The following is an 18413-nucleotide window of genomic DNA, read 5'->3' on the forward strand; positions in this document are numbered from 1 at the left end:
CAGACTATCTGTCCGGTTTAATGAAACCGGGTGATGTTAATGCTGCCGTTGGCCGCCATCTCGTTAAATTTTTTTCGTAAAAAGCGTTTAAACGTGTTTCGAGTGGGGGGCCATAACAGGAAAAGGCCTGCCGTGTCCGTTAAAAGCCCGGGTGTAATGAGCATTAATCCGGCAATGAGGATGATAAAGGCATCCAGTAGTTCTTCGGCCGGCATAAGTCCCTGGTTTAAATTCTGGCGAACCTTTATCATGGTGTTCAATCCTTCCATCCGGGCAAGGTAGGCACCGATGAATCCGGTTATAATGACCAGCATTACGGTGTTTAATCCACCGATGATACCGCCAAGATGGATAAGGATGTATAATTCAGCCACCGGGATCAGGGTAAAACATAAAAATAGTCTAAACAACATTTAAAATTCTCCTTGCTTAAAAGTACGTTAGTTCATAATTGCTATGAACCCGGGTTTGTCAAGGCAGAACAATACATTGCTCATACGGCATGTGCAATACGGCTTGGGTTTGAATCTGTTTTGCTTTTTGGGGAAAAATGTCGTCCGGACCGCCACAGGCTGTCCGGTACTATTTCATCAATACCGTGGTCTAAAATGTCAAGAAACAGGTCCCTGGTTATTTCCTGTGCCCCCATGCGAAGCAGATGTCCGGAGGTGACCTGACAGTCAATCATCCCAAACCCCCGGCGGTCAAGTTCATGGGCCAGGGCCACAAGAGCCACCTTGGACGCATTGGCCACAAGGGAAAACATGGATTCTCCGAAAAAAATTTTCCCCAGGCTGACCCCGTACAGGCCGCCTGCCAGCCGGTCGCCCTGCCAGGCTTCCACGGAGTGCGCCATCCCCATTTTGTGCAACGTGATATATGCATCAATCATCTCATCTACCAGCCAGGTGCCTTCGGGTTTGCCCTGCCTAAATTGTGAACAGGCCACAATGGTCTGTTCAAACGCGGTGTTGATCCGGATGGAGAAACAATCCTTTCGAATGATTTTTTTCAAACTTTTCGACACCCTGATTCTGGAAGGAAAAAGTACCAGCCGGGGATCTGGGGACCACCAGAGAATCGGTTCACTGTTGGAAAACCAGGGGAAAATACCGTTTCTATATGCCAGGATCAAACGCTTTGCGCAAAGGTCTCCCCCAATACATAACAAACCGTCAGACCGTGCCAGCCAGGCCGGCGGGAATTCAATTCTTTCAGATAACCTGAAAAGGGGCATCAGGCGGATTTGATATTAAATGTCAATTTACCGTCCCTTAGGCCCACGGATAGTTTCCCCCCTTTTTCAAGTCGACCGAAAAGAATCTCATCAGTGAGCTTGTCTTTGATTTCGGTCTGGATCAGACGGGCCAGGGGCCTGGCACCGAATTGGGGATCATGACCCTTCTTGGCAAGATGGGCCCGGGCATCAGACGAATAGCTCAAAGAAATGCCCTGCTCACTGAGCATGGCTTTAAGCTCCTTCATGTTCTTATCCACGATCAGTTCCATCACCCTTTCAGATAGATGGTTGAACTGGACAATGCCGTCAAGACGGTTGCGGAATTCCGGACTGAAGGTGTTTTTCACCGCTTTTATGCCCTGGGAATCTGAATTGGCGTTTTGTGACCCAAATCCAATGCTGTTGGCGCTCATTTCCCTGGCCCCGGCATTGGAGGTCATGATAATGATCACATTTCTAAAATCAGCGGATTTACCGTTATTGTCAGTAAGTGTGGCATAATCCATGACCTGGAGCAGAATGTTGTAAAGATCCATATGGGCCTTTTCAATTTCATCCAGAAGAAGTACACAATGGGGGTGCTTGCGGATGCTGTCCGTTAAAATGCCGCCCTGTTCAAACCCCACATACCCCGGAGGCGCACCAATGAGTCTGGATACAGTATGCTTTTCCATGTATTCGCTCATGTCGAAGCGTAAGAATTTAATGCCCATGTTGGCGGCCAGCTGTCTGGCCACTTCGGTTTTGCCAACCCCTGTGGGGCCCATGAAAAGAAAAGAACCAATGGGGCGGTCCGGCGCTGCAAGTCCGGCCCGGGATCTTTTGATCGCCGTGGTCAGGGTTTGTATGGCATCGTCTTGGCCAAATATTTCGTTGAGCAGTTTGCCGGGCAAAGATTCCAGGGAAGACTTGTCTGCCGCCGTAACACTGGAAACCGGGACCTTGGCTATTTTCGCTACAATTTTTTCAATATCCTTGGGGCTGACAGTTTTACGCCGGCCCTCTGCCGTGAGTTTTAAAAAGGCACCAGCCTCATCAATAACGTCAATGGCCTTATCCGGTAAGAACCGGTCATTGATATATTTATCTGACAGGCGGGCAGCCGCTTCAATGGTTTTATCCGGGTATTTCAGGCCATGGTGTTCCTCGTAGCAGGTGCGCAGACCTTTGAGAATCTCTATGGTTTCCTCCAGACTGGGTTCTGCGACTTCGATTTTTTCAAACCGCCGGGAAAAGGCCCGGTCCTTTTCAAAATGGTTTTTGTACTCTTCATAGGTGGTGGTGCCCAGGCACTTGATGTCTCCGGAGGATAAAGCCGGTTTAAGAATGTTGGAGGCATCCATGGAGCCTGATGTGGTGGCCCCGGCACCTACAACCGTATGGATTTCATCAATCACCAGGAGCGCATTTTCCTTTTCTTCCAAAGCGGAAATGACATCCTTGAGGCGCTGCTCAAAATCGCCCCTGTATTTGGTGCCAGCCAAAAGAGCGCCCATATCCAGGGAGTATAATTCACAGTTTTTAAGCAGATCCGGCACGGTCTTGCCGCTTATTTTCAATGCCAGGCCTTCTGCAATGGCGGTTTTCCCAACGCCGGGATCACCCACAAGAATGGGGTTGTTTTTCCGCCGCCGGCAAAGCACCTGCATCACCCGTTCGGTTTCAAGGGTTCTGCCGATAAGGGGATCAATCTTATTGTCCTGGGCCCGTTTGATCAGATCAGACGTAAATAACGCCAGCGGATCTTTTTTCTTCTGGCGTCTGGGCGTTGGATCTGCCTGGCGGAAAAGCTGCTGGGGCTTCTCCTCTTCGGACATTGCCTTTTTTTCTGTATCTCCATCGTGAGAGATGAGCCTGAGTACATCCAGCCGGGTAATCCCTTCGGATTCAAGGTAAAAGGCTGCGTGAGAATCCTTTTCCTGAAAAATGGATGCCAGGATATCCCCGAGATTGACTTCTGATTTTTCAGCGGATCTGGCGTGATTGATGGCCCGCTGGATCATCCGCTGAAACCCTATGGTCTGCTGGAGCACATATTCTTCACTGTTCTCTATTTTGGTCAGTTTCTCATCAAAGAATTTTTCAAGATCCTCTTTGATGTGCTCAGGACTGCCTCCGCATTTTTCAATGGTTTCAAGGCCGGATTCATGATTGACAATGGCGTAAAGAACATGTTCGACACATACATACTCATGTCTTCTTTTTTTAGCTTCCCGAACGGCAAACCCGAGCGCTGTGGATAGTTCTTTGCTGATCATATACCATTTACTCCTTTTCCATTGTACTTTTTAAGGGAAACCCTTTACTGCCGGCCAGATTATGGACGGTCTGAACTTTTGTTTCAGCTATCTCACGGGGATAGATACCGCACACGGCCTTTCCCTTATTATGTACATTAAGCATTATTTGTGTGGCTTTTTCAAGTGATTTTCCGAATACCCGGACCAGGATATCCACCACAAAATCCATGGTTGTATAATCATCATTGTGCAAAAGCACCTTATACATGGGCGGATGATCCTCACTTGTGTTATGGGATATTTTGGGACGGGTTTTGGAATCAGTGGCTGTCATACTGTAACCTTGGGTGCAATTGATTATTTTATTATTGCCCGCAGCATTTTTTATATTTTTTGCCGGAACCGCAGGGGCAGGGGTTATTTCTCTGGACCTTTTCAGATGAGCGCCTGACCGGCTGTTTGGGCGCGGATTTGTCAGAATGGGAAGAAAAGGTCAGGTCTTGCTGTTCTTCCTGTTTCATCTCCGCCACCTGGGTGGGAGAGGCGATCTGGATTTTAAACAGGATATCCACCACTTCCTGTTTGATCCGGTTCATCAGGTCCTGGAACATATCAAACCCTTCTTTTTTATAGATACGCAAAGGATCCTGCTGGGCATATCCCCGAAGGCCTATCCCTTCCTTGAGATGATCCATGTTCAAAAGATGTTCCTTCCATCTGGTGTCCACGGTCTGAAGGATGATAAACCGTTCAACGTGGCGTATGACTTCAGGACCGTACATCTCTTCCTTTTTCCGGTATAGGGCCTGGGCTGCATGAAATACAAACTGTCCCAGCTGGTCGGCAGAAAAATTTTCCTGCACCGGCTGATCTAAGGACAGGTCCATATTGAACTGCCCTTTGAGTGCTGACGAAAGTCCTTCCAGGTCCCACTCACTTATTGCTGTTTTGTCTGAAATAAATCCTTCCACAAGGTCATAGGAGACATCTTCTATCATATCCTGAACCACTTGTTTAAGATCCTTGGCGGTCAGTGCCTCACGGCGCTGGCGGTAAATGATCTCACGCTGCTGATTCATGACATCGTCGTATTCGAGCAGGTGCTTTCTGATTTCAAAGTTATGCCCTTCCACCTTGGACTGGGCATTTTCGATGGCCTTGGAAATAAATTTATGCTCAATGTGCTCGCCATCTTCAATGCCCAGCCGGTCCATGATGGAATGGATACGGTCTCCGCCAAAAATTCTGAGCAGATCGTCTTCCAGGCTCAGATAAAACCGGGAACTTCCCGGATCGCCCTGGCGCCCGGACCGGCCCCGCAACTGGTTGTCAATACGCCGGGATTCATGACGGGATGTGCCAAGGATATGAAGGCCGCCAAGCGCTTTAACCCCTTGTCCCAGCTTGATGTCAGTACCCCGGCCGGCCATGTTGGTGGAGATGGTCACAGCGCCTTGCTGACCCGCATTGGCCACAATTTCAGCCTCTTCCTTGTGGTGCTTGGCATTGAGAACAGTGTGCTTAATCCCTTTTTTCTTGAGCTTTTCGCTTAGGGATTCGGAAACATCAATGGAAATGGTACCTACCAGCACAGGCTGTCCTTTTTTATGCAGCCGGATGATCTCTTCGATGGCGGCATCGTATTTTTCCTTCTGGGTCTTATAGATCAGATCTGCCCGGTCTTCACGGACCATGGGCTTGTGCGTGGGGATGACCAGCACATCCAGGTTGTAAATTTTTTTAAATTCCTCTGCTTCAGTATCTGCGGTACCTGTCATGCCCGACAGCTTGTCATACATCCTGAAGTAGTTTTGGAAGGTGATGGAGGCAAGGGTTTGGTTTTCATTTTCAATTTTAACCCCCTCCTTGGCCTCAAGTGCCTGGTGAAGACCTTCCGAGTACCGGCGGCCACTCATAAGCCGGCCTGTAAATTCATCCACAATGACGACCTGATCGTTTTTTACGATGTAGTCCGTGTCTCGTTTGAAAATTACATGGGCCTTTAAAGCCTGGGTGAGATGGTGCAGGAGTTCAATATTGACCGGATCATAAAGATTGTCCACATTGAGCAGCGCTTCACCCTTTGCAATGCCGTCTTCGGTAAGGGATACGGTTTTTGATTCTTCATCCAGGGTATAATCCGTATCCTTTTTAAATGCCGGAATAATGCTATTGGCCTGGGTATACAGGTGGGTGGATTTTTCAGCAGGTCCTGAAATAATCAAAGGGGTTCTTGCCTCGTCAATGAGAATGGAGTCCACCTCATCCACAATGGCAAAGTGCAGAGCTCCCTGGGCGAGTTCTTCGGGATCGAATTTCATGTTGTCCCGCAGGTAGTCAAAGCCAAATTCATTATTGGTACCGTATGTGATGTCAGCGGCATAGGCCTGTTTGCGTTCCTGGGCGTCCATGTCATGCAGAATCACCCCTACGGTCAGTCCCAAAAAATCATACACCTGGGACATCCACTCGGCGTCACGCCTGGCCAGATAGTCATTGACCGTAACAATGTGAACACCTTTGCCCGTAAGGGCATTCAGGTAGGCGGGCAGGGTGGACATCAAGGTTTTACCTTCACCGGTTTTCATCTCTGCAATGGTACCCCGGTGCAAAGCAATGCCGCCAATGAGCTGGACATCATAATGACGAAGTCCAAGGGTACGCACCGATGCCTCCCTGACCAGGGCAAAGGCTTCGGGAAGAATGTCGTCCAGGGTCTCTCCCTTTGTCAGACGGTTTTTAAACTCAGTTGTTTTTTCACCGATCCGGGTATCTGATAAGGCCTGAATTCGGGGCTCGAATTCATTTATTTGGTCAATAATAGGCTGAATTTGTTTAAGGATCCTGTCATTGCTGGACCCGAAAAGTTTAGTAAGAAAATTGAGTACCATGTAAACGCTACCTGTTTAAATTAGAGGTCATTTAATTTGTCAGTACAACATATAAACATTATTTCGGGAAATAAAAGAGAAAATTCATTAATTTGGTACTCCTGGGGCAGGCTGATGAAATAACGAGCAAGAAACCGCGGGACCGCATCAGCCGGTGTATGAACGAAAAGCTGTGCTTGGATGCAAAGTTGCGCCGATGCAAGGCGCAGAAAAATCTGTAATCGGAGCAACTTTTTGGTTGTGAGGATTGCAATTTTTTCTGCAACGCCGCAAATGGGGGGCTTTGTGTCCAAACACTAGTTGAGAATATATTTTGAGGGATTGACAGGGGTCCCGTTGACAAGAACCTCATAGTGAAGATGTGGCCCCGTGCTTCGACCTGTATTGCCTAAGGTGGCAATTGCCTCCCCGCGTTTGACTTGTTGGCCGTTGTTAACGAGGATATCTCTTAAATGGGCATATTGGGTGGCTTTCCCATATCCGTGGTCAATAATGATGACATTACCGTAGCTGTCTTTTCTTCCGGTAAAGATCACTTTGCCGGCCGCAGTTGAAACAATTTTAGTGCCCGTTCGGTTGGAGATATCAAGGCCTGAATGAAAGGTTTTCTTTCCGGTGAACGGAGAGTTACGGTAACCAAAAGGTGAGGTGATGACACCTGAGGCCGGCTTGATGGACGGAGTGGAGGCCAGCAGGTTTTTCTTTTTTCCCAGCTTAACAATCAGGTCTTTGAAATCCAGTTTCTCTTTATCTGCAACAGATCTGATCTGTTTTACCTGATGATGCATCTCCCGTATCAGGGCGTTATGGTGGGCGTCAAGGGGTATCTCCCGATCCAGATCGGTTTCCGGTACTCCGCCGATGCCCAAAAGACCTGATGATCTTCCTGATTTGTCAATATCGGCAATGAGGCGGACCTGATTCTCTAATTGTCCAAGTTTTGTGATCTGCCTTTTTAACGCCTGAATTTCTCCGGCAAACACCTGGATCTGGCGTCTCTGGTCTTCAAGTTCAGTTTTCTGGCCTGCAATGGTTTCATGGAGCGCTGTGGTATCATGGTCAGCCTGCTTAAGAAAATAGTAATCATAGCCGCAGTAGGATAGTGTTCCGGCGCAGGCTAATAAGAGAAGCATAAAAAAAAGTAAAAATGATTTTTTAAGCGAAATCTCTTTTATATTTGAACTGTTGCCTGAATGGAACCATATTTTGATTCGATTTTTCATCTGAACATAAATACAAGTTATATGATGCTCGTGTCAAGTAAAAATGCGATCACAGCGGGGTTTGCACCCAATCCAACCCTGCTTTTTCGTCAATGGCGAACATGATATTCATATTTTGAACTGCCTGGCCGGCAGCACCTTTGAGCAGATTGTCAATGGCTGAAACCAGGATCAGTCGGCCCGATGAAGGTTCCAGGTGAAAGCCGACATCGCAGCAGTTCGTCCCCTTGACCTGGGACATATTCGGAAATTTATCAGGGGGCAGAATCCTGACAAAAGGTTCATTTTCATACCATGTATTAAGGACGTCGCGAATTTGTTTTTCGGTGACGCTTTGGCAAATTTGGGCATACATGGTTGAAACCATGCCCCGGGTTACGGGTACCAGATGGGGAACAAAGGTCAGGGACACCGATTCTCCGGCCGCCTTGGTCAACACTTCGTTGATTTCAGGGGTGTGTCTGTGGTTGCCCACTTTATACGGACCAAAGGATTCGTTTACTTCACAGAAATGGGTGGTTAGGGAAAGAGAGCGGCCTGCACCGCTGACCCCGGATTTTGAATCTGAAATCAGACCCTGGGGGGAAATCAGTTTTTCCTTGAGCAACGGAACCAGGGGCAGGAGGATGGATGTTGGGTAACACCCGGGATTCCCGATTATCCTTGCGGTTCTGATGTGCTCCCGATTGAGTTCACACAAACCGTAAACACTTTCTTCCAGAAGCTTTGGGGCGGTGTGGGGCTGATATACCGCTTCATATGCTTTTGCATCATCAAACCTGAAGTCTGCTGAAAGATCTATGACTTTTATATCCTGGTCTATGAGTTCTGGCGCAAACGCCATGGATACCTTGTGAGGCAAGGCCAGAAATACGACATCCACTTTACCTGAAAGCGACCTGGCATCAAAGGGCGTGCATATCAGGGATTCAAATCCGCGCATGGACGGAAAAATGTCGGTAAATGATTTTCCCTGGTACGAATTTGAGGTCACTGCCTCAAGACAGGCCCCAGGGTGGTTGGAAATCAGTTTAACCAGTTCCAGGCCAGTATAACCGGATGCGCCTGCTATTGCTGTTTTAATCATTTTTTTAGTCTTTCCTTAATATGTATTTAACGAAAGGAATTTTAAGATAAAATCAGCAATTGTGCAAATTAAAATTCGATTATTTTTTAATCATCTATACTTTAATCATCTAAGCTCAACCAAGGTGTGAGTCTCGCCATCCAGAGCGCTGTCTATTATTTTACTGATAATTTTCCAGTCTCCTTTGGCAAGGCCTGCTCCGATTTTGGGATATCCCATGCGATTGCCGCTGAATTTTTTTTTCAGTGCGGTAAAGACCTTTGCTATGGCATCATAATCCGCCAGCACTCCGTCCCCCGAATAGTGATACTGGGTGTAGGCATTGATCACATACAACCGGCCGGGTGGTGTGTCTACGCATGCCTTTGAATAACTGCCAAGCTTGGATCTGTCACCAGGTGCGGTTGCAAGGTCGGCTTGCCAGGCCTGGGGAAAATGGGTGCGGATCTGTTTTGCAATTCCGGCTCCCATGGTGCAGAAACAGTTGCAACCGTGAATAATGAGATCAAACTGCCCTTCCCGGGCCAGGTGAATTAAATCGCCTTTTACGCATTTCATCGGACTTGTTTCCATAAGTTAAGTCTAATAAATAAGTCTAATAGTTAGCATACCAGGTCAATTTTTCAAGAGATTTCCGTGTGTTGTTCAGAAATTTGGAACTATAGAGCTTTTTATGTGCAGATTTGTAAGAAATTAATTGGCCGGATTTGGTAAAAATAATGTAAATTAGCTTTGATGCGCCTTGTTTAATTCATATTTCAAGGGTAAAGGACAAATTATGTGTGGATGTAAAAAATTTTTAAGGGAACCTGTCAATGCCATTTCCCACGGGGCCGGTGTGCTGGGCGCCATGGCCGCATTGACCCTGATGGTTGTGTATGCGGCCCTGCATGCCGATGCCTGGCATGTGGTGTCTTTCTCTATTTTCGGCGGAACCCTGATCCTTATGTACGCGTCAAGCTGCCTCTACCATGCCTTAAAAATTTCAGACCGGGCATTGATGTTTTTTCGCCGCATCGACCATATCATGATATTTATGGTCATTGCAGGGTCCTATACCCCGTTGTGCCTTGTGCCTTTACGAGGGGCATGGGGCTGGAGCCTATTGGGATCGGTATGGGCCATTGCCGTTGCCGGTATATTCATTAAAATTTTTTTCATGGGGGCACCCAGGTGGATCTCCACCGTGATCTATCTGGTCATGGGGTGGCTGTGCGTAATTGCCGTATATCCCCTGGTTAATAATTTGGAGCCCGGCGCATTAATGTGGCTGGTCGCAGGCGGTCTGTTTTACTCCGTCGGGGCTGTTATATACGCCTTGAAAAGGCCCAATCCCTTTCCCCGGATTTTAGGCTTTCATGAAATCTGGCACTGCTTTGTCATTTTTGGCAGTGCGTCTCACTTCTGGCTGTCGTTTAAATATTTGATGTATATCTAATCCTTATTTCTGACACTCTTTTCGTTCGTATTGCATTAAAGACTGGTATATCTTAATCTTATGTTTATTATTACTGATCAGGAGAGTCTTGTGGACATATATAAAGAAGAAAAAATAACTGATTACCCTCATCTGAATTTGATCCGTGCCAGGTATAAGGACAGGTCCGGTACGGATAAATTCTGGCTGTATGCGTCCAGGCAAAATTCGGCTAGGCCCGATGCTGTTGTGGTTGTTCCGTTCCATCAACAGGAGAATAAACTGGTCATTATCAAGGAATTCAGGGTGCCTTTGGGCGGGTTTCAATATGGTTTTCCCGCAGGCCTTGTGGATCCCGGCGAAAGTGTTGTTCAGGCCGGGCGGCGCGAACTGTATGAGGAAACCGGCCTGACTGTTGTGAATGTAATAAAACAAAGCCCTGCGGTATTTTCTTCATCCGGGTTAACAGATGAAAGCATCAGCCTTTTGTATGTGGCATGTGACGGATCTGCAAATACCGAACATAACGAGGCTTCCGAACTGATAGAGGTAAAAATGCTCTCCCAAGACCAGGCCGCCGACTGTATGGGCCAAGACAATATTCTGTTTGATGTAAAAACATGGATTGTCCTGGACCGATTTGCTGCAACCGGTAAGGTTGTATAAGGACCCATTCTGTGTTTTCAAATTTTATATATTTTCTGGCAGCACTGGTGATCTACACCACGTCGGAGCTGTTTGACAACTCTTCGGGTTTTGACCCAGGATCCATTGTTTTTTGCCTGGCCTCAACTGCTGCCTTTGCGCTGGTCTGCCGGATTTATTTCGGTCGCCTGTCAGTCCTTGGGCGGGTCTTGCCGGCACAGGATATTGACCAGCGGGTAAACACCGCTGTTTCACGGCTTTCCATTGCGGCCCTGGTGCTGTTTGCCGTAAATATTTATGGATTCCGTGTGAACCATTTACTATCGGGTTTTATTCTATTCCAATGGGTGCCCACCCTTGGCGCTCTGCTGTTTCTTGGATTGTTTCTTTTTTATCTGATTTTGATATGGAATTTTGCCTATCAGATCCAGAAGCGTTTTTTTGCGGGGTCTTTGACCAAGAAAAGTTTTATCCTTTCCAATGTTTCCTTTTGTCTGCCTGCCCTGCTGCCCTGGTATTTTTTGTCTCTTTTGGCTGACTGCCTTGGGCTTTTACCCTTTGACGGGCTGAATAGATTTTTAAACACCACAGCCGGAGAAGTGATTTACATCCTTTTTTTTGTCATTGCCATCTCTGTGTTTGGACCGGTCCTGATCCAGCGTTTATGGGGGTGCCGTCCCCTGACACCCGGAGTTGACAGGCAGCGCATTGAAAAAACCTGCCAAATGGCCAATCTCAAGTACAGGGATATCCTGGTCTGGAATCTGTTCGGCGGCGGCATAATCACTGCCGGTGTTATGGGAATTGTCGGCCGGTTTAGGTATATCCTGGTGACGCCGGCCCTTCTTGCCTGTTTGGATGATGATGAAATCCAAGGCGTAATCCTGCATGAAATCGGTCATGTATATCACCGGCACATGCTTTTTTATCTGTTTTTCTTTACCGGGTTTATTGCCTGCAATTTTGTTTTTTTTGAGCCTTTAATGCTCATGATTTATTTGATCGAACCCTTGTATGATGGGGCTGCTTTCCTGGGTCTCCGTCAGGATACGACCCATGCCGCCATCACCTGTCTGGTGCTCATGGGCCTGTTTATTCTGTATTTTAGGTTCATTTTTGGCCTGTTCATGCGGCATTTTGAACGTCAGGCTGATCTACATATTTTTAAATACACAGATTCGCCATCTGCATTGATCTCCACCTTTTACAAGATTTCGTCCCTGAGCCGCCAGTCCATTGATAAACCCAACTGGCACCATTTCAGCATTGGCCGTCGTATTCGTTTTCTGGAAAAGTGCCGGATGAATCCGGATCTGATCCGGAACCATCACGGGAAAGTAAAAAAAATGATTTCTGGGTATGTCCTTGCCTTGGGGGCCATTTTTTTTCTTGGCTACAGTCTTAACTACGGCGGACTTAACGCCTCTTTTACCCGGTTTGCCGTCGGAAAAATTTTAAGCCGTCAGCTCGAACTCAATCCTGATAATTCTGATTTATATGTGCAGGTGGGTGATTTTTATTATGATGCCCGGCAGTATGAAAAGGCAACAGTGGCCTATGAAAATGTTTTAAAAATTGATCCGGTTAATGTCCATGCCTTAAATAACCTGGCCTGGCTTCTGGCCACATGCCCGGACAAAGCCTTTCGGGATGCCCCCAGGTCTCTGGATCTGGCCCATCGGGCTGTGGATATCCGGAAAGAAGCTTATATACTGGATACCTATGCCGAAGCCCTGTACTTGAATAATTATACAAATCAGGCATTAAAGATTGCAAATCAGGCACTTCTGATTTCGACCGAAAGAAAACAATATTATAAGGATCAGGTAGCAAGATTTAAAAAAGCGCTTAAGAAATCTTTACCTGGCAGCGCGTAACCGTTTGCAACAAGGCCGTTGACGATTAAGTCCATAACTTCCCATGGCCTAACTTCCCACGGGAAGAAAGCTCATGCCGGCCATATGAACCGCCTGTTTGACAAACCGGTCCCCTGTTCAGCCATTATCAGGACCATAGTATCTGATAACGCAATCAGTTTGCCAAAAATCCGCATAGTTGCACCCGGGGTTTTAGCCAGTTCCCCGGGATTCATTTTGTATAATTTGCGGGTGAGTGTTTTTAGAAGTGATAGTTTTTGGTCAACATGAATATCCGATACCATGTCTATATCGGATTTAGCCAGGGTCTCAACGCTGAAATTCGATGAGATACACCCGGCTGATAAAAATGAAGTGCAGATAAGAACAATAAAGGTAAATCATTTAAGAACCGTGTGCAGTTTGAAATTCTTCAAGGCACTGGTGCATTGTTTTAACAGCCAATTGAATGCAGTGATGCTTTTTTTCCGGGATACTTTCAAGAACTCTGAAAACATCCCCATCATTAATTTTCAGCGCCTGCTCAACGGTTTTTCCTTTTACAAGATCCACTGTTGCCATTGCCGCAGAGATAGCACCTGCACATCCGGTGATCTCATATTTGGCATCCTGAACAATCTTGTTCTCATCCACGTTTAAATAAATTTTCATTGTATCACCGCAGGAACCAACTTTAAAGGAAATTTGGTCCGCATTTTTAATGGAACCCATATGTTTTTTTCCAAGATAATATTCAATAGCCGGTTCCCCATATCCGGCTTCGGATAGCATTTTACGTTCTGAATCCTGTATTGTAATTTCTGTGGCCACTTCATACATCCTTAATTTTGTGCCCTTACCAAAAACAAATATTTTATCGGGCAATGGAATAAAATATTCTTCCCGGTCCATAAATATAATAACCTTTCTAAAATAATGAATTCCGTTTTGATGTCAAGGGGGATGACTATTTTCGTCTTATGGATTTCACGATTATCCCTGCGATATGGTGTAAAAAGCAAAGTCCGGTCAGGCCTGGTCCGGTTTTTTTTGCATGAAATTTTCAAAGCCCTGCAAATAGAGCTTGTGATTATAGCCCGTTATGATATTCTATACAAACTTTTTCGACAAGTCAGCCCTAAGTAGTTAAATGTTGTAGCTTAATTATCTTATTCATTGTCATTTTGGTTAAAGGAGATCCGTTAATGAAAGAGTTGATTACACTTATGGCGAAAGCGCTGGTTGATGATCCTGAACAGGTTGACGTACAAGAGATCAAAGCTCAGCAGACCCTTGTGCTGGAACTGCGGGTGGCCAAAGAGGACCTGGGAAAAGTGATAGGCAGAAAAGGCCGCACAGCCCAGGCCATGCGCACCATTCTTTCCTGTGCATCTGCAAAGGAACAGAAACGGGTTATTCTGGAGATTGTCGAATAGGCGGATAAGTGCCTCATTTTGTGATATGAGTAATTTCAGCATAAAGCCAGGTACGAATAATGGTAAAAAATGGCGGATCGGATATTTGGTGCTCTCCCGTTGCTACATTGATTATAAATAGTAGCAAGTGTTACAGTTTTCTGGGTGGAAACATCCAGAAAACGAACCCTGGATTCAGCAAGATTGAACAGGTTTAAGGTGATCTGGGACAGGACTGGCTGCGCTTTAAAAGGGTCAGGTTCCATTAAAATTTTATGAAATCGTAACAGCGGCGTTCATGTTTTTATTTTGATTTGGGTATAGGAAACAGGCGTTAAAATATGAAATAACGCATCAGGATAGCCAGAGGCGGATTAAATTTTTATGATCCTTTCTTTCATATCGGATATCTTTTACAAATTGTTTTACTAGGTAAATGCCCAGTCCACCTGCCGGTCTGTCTTCAAGGGCCATAAAGATATCCGGGTCTTTTTTTTCAAGGGGGTTAAAGGCCGGTCCGTTATCTGTTATGCCTATAAATAAGGTTTCATCCTCAATTCCGGTACAGACCGTGATAAAACCGGTATTGAAATCCTTGATGCCATAATTAATAATGTTCACAATCAGTTCTTCAATGATCAGGTCAACCGCAAAGCGTATTCTCTCATTGGATTTTTCTGGAGAAAGCGCAGATTTGACAAATTCCTGAATTCGGTTAACGGATTCAATTTCAGGTTTAAACGTTTTTGTTTCCATTGAATCTGCCTGTTTTTTTATTTAAATTCTTAGTCAAATTTATAACGATTTGAATCTATTCTAGGATATGGATCACACATTTAATTATCGTTTCTTGTTTTAACTTACCCTTTTCATTAAATGAATTCAAGACAATGAAAAAAAGTTTCTCCGCCAAAGGCGTAATAATTGCAAAACTTCCGGATACCCAAATAATTTGAAATGTGCTATACGCATTAACGTATATTACAATATAGATAATTCGGAGTATGAAATGGATATTCACATAGACGAACGTCCCAATGCACTTGTTATTTCCATTGCAGGAAAAATAGATGCATCTAATTCCCCAGATATTGAAAGAGAGATTGCGACATCTACGGTAACTGTTCAGAAAATTTTGCTCCTGGACCTTCAAGGGCTGGAATACATGAGCAGTGCAGGCCTCAGGGTGGTTCTCATATCAGCCAAAAATCTTAAAGCAAAGGGGCTGGATCTTTTGATTTCAGGTCTGCAGGGCCCTGTAAAAGATGTGTTTGAACTGTCAGGGTTTTATTCCATTTTTAAAATATTTCCAACCCTTGAAGAGGCTTTGAACAGTATCGGGTCATAAGTGTTCTGATGATCAAATATCAGGGCTCGGTAATCATTTTAAAGGAATAAGGGCCTGGCCCCGGGACGTGAACGAAGACCTTGAGCCGATCATGATGGTTTCCATGATCGGGGGATTCACAGCCCTTTCAGATCGCCATTCAGCAATGAAGTTGGCCCCGGCCCCCCCGGCCTTATCGTCATAGTCCACAACATAGCGTATGGATTCAAGGGGCTTGAGAGAAACAGGTGAGGGCAGGTATTTTTTTAAAAGTGTGCCTTTGGTGTCGTAGTAATCCACGGACACAACTTCAATGGTGCGGGCCATGTCTGTATTGCGGATGCTTAAAGTCACGGTTAAAAACGAAGGGATCTGTCTGTTGCCCGTGTAAATATGTGAATATGCCGGGACATAAACCTTTTGTCCTTTTGAAAGACTTGGGTTCTCCTGGGTCAAAGCCGTCCCCCTTGCGCATAATAACAATCCAATCAACAAAACCGGGCAACCCAGTATATACTTTTTAGTCATCATTTTTATCACCTTTACGAGAAGCAGTTTAAAACGGGATCGTATTTTCCCTAGTTTGGGTCAAGATTAACCCGAGTATACGCATCATTGCAAGCCTGGCTGATAAAATTTTTCACTTGGACTTTTATTGTTCTTTTCGGTCAGCGATATGACTGCCTTAATCGTGGACTGGTATGGGGATTCATTTTCTGCTTGGAATTTAGTGGCAGGAAGTGATATTGTGTAACAGTGTTGACGTTGAATCCATCCATGGGGAGAGTTAACCATATAATAGGAGAACGTAAATGTCCAAATCCAGAGATACCCAGAAAACCGAAAAGAAAAAACCTGAAAAAACTTTGAAAGAAAAACGCAAAGAGAAACAGGAGAAAAAAGCCGAGAAGAGTATCATCTGACACGGTAATTTAGGTCTTGCTCATCCTTTGGGCCAATTTTGATTATCGAATCATGAATACTTATCGGAATCCCTTTAACGGCAGAGGGTTATGAATTTGAACAATGCCCCGAATTCTCAAGTGATCGAAACGATAATCCAGGCCGTAATTTCTTGTTGAATTGATTGGCAGGGCTTCCGGACAAGCCCTGCCTTTCTTTTTTATATCCGTCCCAAATCCACTGACTGGCGCCGACAACGATTCCCCAACCCAGGATTAACAAAACGCAATCGCAGGGATATGGCTGTTTTTCAGGTCAGGGTAATGCCTGTTATTTTTGCGACATAATTTTTAGTCTCCGTCGGCATCTGGCTTTGCCGGGAGTCCAGGTTCCCCATCCCCCAGTTGTAGGCGGCCAAGGCAAGAGGCGCGCTTCCGTCATACCGGTCCAGTAACTGCTTCAGGTACCGTGTCCCTCCCATTACATTCTCCGTGGGATTCAGAGGGTCTTTTACCCCAAGTTCTTTTGCGGTATCAGGCATGAGCTGCATCAGCCCCATGGCCCCTTTGGGAGAAACAGCATCGGGATTAAAGCTGCTTTCCGCGTCGATAACCGCCTTGATGAGGCCTGAATTCACCCCAAAGGTTTTGGCGGCTTTCTGGATGATTCCTTCAATGTCAAGGCTGTCAGTCCGTTTGGTCTCTTCGGTCGTTGCAGTAACCGTTTCATTGGCTTCAATTTCCTGAAAGCCGTTTTCTGACGGTGCCTGTCGGATTTCTGACAGATTTTCCCGACCAGCCGCCTGGTTGAAGAGCATCTGCCCGAACCCGTCCATGAAAGGGTCACAAAGCGGCTGATCGTCCCCGTCTTCGGTCAGTATTCCCAGAAGGCTTTCATTTATCTGCATCATCATATTCTGGGACAAGGCCAGGGACAGCCTGGCGTTTAGGGAATATGCCGCCTGGTCCTGTTCTGCTGCCTGGGTGCGGTCTATCACCTGTTTGAAAAGATCTGAAAAAAATGCTGACCCGGAGCTCTCATTGTTTTGCAGCCCCGTTGTTCCCCATGCCTCCCTGGAAACCGGGTTTAACCCGGGGTAGCCCATTGAAGCGTCAAATGTCGTGTCAAATTGGATCGTCATGATTTCTTCACCTGTAAATTGTTCCGGTTTGCTTGAGAACGGCCAGCGGCCTGATTCGTCACTGAAGGCCGGGCGTCTTTCAAACCTGTTACCTCTCAGAGAACAGCAAGAAGCATACCTTCTATCCAGGCAGGGGGATTAGCCGGTGACGGCTATAGCTGAACATAGGCAACGGCCTGGCAGGATATCTTCAGCCTGATTCAATTTGAAAAAATGGCTCATTGCGGATTAGTATGAAAAATTGTTACAATATTTTTATGGATAGTTATAATATGCTCGTGAGTCGTAACTTTGAATTTCCCGTATTATCGCTCCTGGAGCGAAACTGAATAAATCAACGATCAATAAGTTGGCGATTACGTATTTGACCGTTCGTTCAGAGGGGAGGCTTCTGGATTTTGTTCTCAAGAAGCCTTGAAATTCACGCCATACAGAATTTTGATATTTTAATGAAATCAGTTTCAACAAACCAAGGGCAATTGAACCGATCATGACAAATCGTTCATATGCATCAAAGCAGCGTCTGACTTTTCTTTTTTGATCAATGCTCATCGGAGGATTCAAATATTTATTCTTTCTGGGCTTTCTGGAATGGCGCGGCAAACCCTTTGTCCAAAATCGATATCGAAAAACACCCATGACATTTTTGAGCATATCAAACATAGTTTCGATACGGACCCTGGCGCAATAGAGTTCAAGGGCCATAACAGGATCTTGATGCAGGTCACTGCACATCAATATAATGGGACCACGACTGGTAATTGCCAACACAAAACGGATCAGACCAGCTGTCGGCTTCCAGAGTAAGTCCAGGGAAGTGATTGAAATCTCTTCAACTTTCCCATAAATTGTGCATTCGATTTTTGAGAATAGGTGTTGATGATCAAATAGCTCTAATAACCGTACTTTTTCACCATACTTTGGTGGTCTACCTAGGCCTTTTTTTTGAGGTATCTGTGCTTTGAAATAGGCCACACAGTTCTTTTTGGCTCTTATAATCAGCGTAATCAATGGCGATTGATGCTGAA

General features: G+C 45.8%; 19 protein-coding genes. 6 read left to right on the forward strand and 13 right to left on the reverse strand.

Features of this window, described 5'->3' with window-relative positions; genetic code table 11:
* Positions 1-17: 17 nt before the first annotated feature.
* On the reverse strand, positions 18-413 hold the full coding sequence (locus tag AB7U36_RS05885) for an FxsA family protein (protein WP_428158865.1): 396 nt from the start codon (positions 411-413) through the stop codon (positions 18-20).
* An 80-nt stretch (positions 414-493) separates the two neighbouring features.
* Positions 494-1111 carry a leucyl/phenylalanyl-tRNA--protein transferase gene (gene aat, locus AB7U36_RS05890; RefSeq protein ID WP_428158880.1) on the reverse strand — a complete coding sequence of 206 codons (618 nt, stop codon included), beginning with the start codon at positions 1109-1111 and terminating at the stop codon, positions 494-496.
* Between aat and AB7U36_RS05895 the strand changes: the two genes are divergently transcribed.
* A complete protein-coding gene (locus AB7U36_RS05895; protein WP_428158882.1) occupies positions 1002-1250 on the forward strand; it encodes a hypothetical protein in 249 nt (82 codons plus the stop codon). The two genes, aat and AB7U36_RS05895, sit on opposite strands and share 110 nt — an antisense overlap.
* Here the strand turns inward: AB7U36_RS05895 and clpA are convergent.
* The 6 genes from clpA to AB7U36_RS05925 all read right to left on the reverse strand — a co-directional run bounded on the left by clpA (position 1237) and on the right by AB7U36_RS05925 (position 9239).
* Positions 1237-3498, reverse strand: coding sequence for an ATP-dependent Clp protease ATP-binding subunit ClpA (gene clpA / locus AB7U36_RS05900; RefSeq protein WP_428158866.1), 2262 nt, complete (start codon positions 3496-3498; stop codon positions 1237-1239). The two genes, AB7U36_RS05895 and clpA, sit on opposite strands and share 14 nt — an antisense overlap.
* A gap of 7 nt (positions 3499-3505) precedes the next feature.
* Positions 3506-3814 carry an ATP-dependent Clp protease adapter ClpS gene (gene clpS, locus AB7U36_RS05905; RefSeq protein WP_428158867.1) on the reverse strand — a complete coding sequence of 103 codons (309 nt, stop codon included), beginning with the start codon at positions 3812-3814 and terminating at the stop codon, positions 3506-3508.
* A 31-nt stretch (positions 3815-3845) separates the two neighbouring features.
* Positions 3846-6371: a preprotein translocase subunit SecA gene (gene secA / locus AB7U36_RS05910; protein WP_428158868.1), complete on the reverse strand. Its 2526-nt coding sequence runs from the start codon at positions 6369-6371 to the stop codon at positions 3846-3848.
* Positions 6372-6667: 296 nt separating this feature from the next.
* Positions 6668-7504 (reverse strand): peptidoglycan DD-metalloendopeptidase family protein, encoded by an 837-nt coding sequence (locus AB7U36_RS05915; RefSeq protein ID WP_428158869.1) that lies wholly within the window; start codon positions 7502-7504, stop codon positions 6668-6670.
* 139 nt (positions 7505-7643) lie between these two features.
* Entirely contained in the window at positions 7644-8681 is a 1038-nt protein-coding gene (gene argC, locus AB7U36_RS05920; RefSeq protein ID WP_428158870.1) for an N-acetyl-gamma-glutamyl-phosphate reductase, read from the reverse strand.
* 105 nt (positions 8682-8786) lie between these two features.
* Positions 8787-9239: a phosphatase gene (locus tag AB7U36_RS05925; protein WP_428158871.1), complete on the reverse strand. Its 453-nt coding sequence runs from the start codon at positions 9237-9239 to the stop codon at positions 8787-8789.
* A 220-nt stretch (positions 9240-9459) separates the two neighbouring features.
* Between AB7U36_RS05925 and trhA the strand changes: the two genes are divergently transcribed.
* From trhA to AB7U36_RS05940, 3 genes are all read left to right on the forward strand, one after another.
* Positions 9460-10119, forward strand: coding sequence for a PAQR family membrane homeostasis protein TrhA (trhA, locus tag AB7U36_RS05930; RefSeq protein WP_428158872.1), 660 nt, complete (start codon positions 9460-9462; stop codon positions 10117-10119).
* A 90-nt stretch (positions 10120-10209) separates the two neighbouring features.
* Complete coding sequence (locus AB7U36_RS05935; RefSeq protein WP_428158873.1) at positions 10210-10764, forward strand: NUDIX hydrolase; 555 nt, start codon at positions 10210-10212, stop codon at positions 10762-10764.
* Between the two features lie 11 nt (positions 10765-10775).
* The gene (locus tag AB7U36_RS05940; RefSeq protein WP_428158874.1) at positions 10776-12620 is read left to right on the forward strand and encodes a M48 family metalloprotease; all 1845 of its coding nucleotides are present in this window, start codon (positions 10776-10778) and stop codon (positions 12618-12620) included.
* 384 nt (positions 12621-13004) lie between these two features.
* On the opposite strand, the gene AB7U36_RS05945 is transcribed toward AB7U36_RS05940, so the two are convergent.
* On the reverse strand, positions 13005-13439 hold the full coding sequence (locus AB7U36_RS05945) for an iron-sulfur cluster assembly scaffold protein (protein WP_428158881.1): 435 nt from the start codon (positions 13437-13439) through the stop codon (positions 13005-13007).
* A gap of 365 nt (positions 13440-13804) precedes the next feature.
* Between AB7U36_RS05945 and AB7U36_RS05950 the strand changes: the two genes are divergently transcribed.
* A complete protein-coding gene (locus AB7U36_RS05950) occupies positions 13805-14035 on the forward strand; it encodes a KH domain-containing protein (protein ID WP_319574421.1) in 231 nt (76 codons plus the stop codon).
* 333 nt (positions 14036-14368) lie between these two features.
* Here the strand turns inward: AB7U36_RS05950 and AB7U36_RS05955 are convergent, their stop codons facing one another.
* Positions 14369-14770: an ATP-binding protein gene (locus tag AB7U36_RS05955; RefSeq protein WP_428158875.1), complete on the reverse strand. Its 402-nt coding sequence runs from the start codon at positions 14768-14770 to the stop codon at positions 14369-14371.
* Between the two features lie 253 nt (positions 14771-15023).
* Between AB7U36_RS05955 and AB7U36_RS05960 the strand changes: the two genes are divergently transcribed.
* Positions 15024-15362, forward strand: a complete 339-nt coding sequence (locus AB7U36_RS05960; protein WP_428158876.1) for an STAS domain-containing protein — start codon at positions 15024-15026, stop codon at positions 15360-15362.
* Positions 15363-15395: 33 nt separating this feature from the next.
* Here the strand turns inward: AB7U36_RS05960 and AB7U36_RS05965 are convergent, their stop codons facing one another.
* The 3 genes from AB7U36_RS05965 to AB7U36_RS05975 all read right to left on the reverse strand — a co-directional run.
* A complete protein-coding gene (locus AB7U36_RS05965) occupies positions 15396-15872 on the reverse strand; it encodes a DUF3124 domain-containing protein (protein WP_428158877.1) in 477 nt (158 codons plus the stop codon).
* Positions 15873-16554: 682 nt separating this feature from the next.
* Complete coding sequence (locus tag AB7U36_RS05970) at positions 16555-17385, reverse strand: lytic transglycosylase domain-containing protein (protein ID WP_428158878.1); 831 nt, start codon at positions 17383-17385, stop codon at positions 16555-16557.
* Between the two features lie 255 nt (positions 17386-17640).
* On the reverse strand, positions 17641-18413 hold a 773-nt coding region (locus tag AB7U36_RS05975; RefSeq protein ID WP_428158879.1), incomplete at its 5' end, for a hypothetical protein.

The organism is Desulfobacter sp. (genome assembly GCF_050177295.1).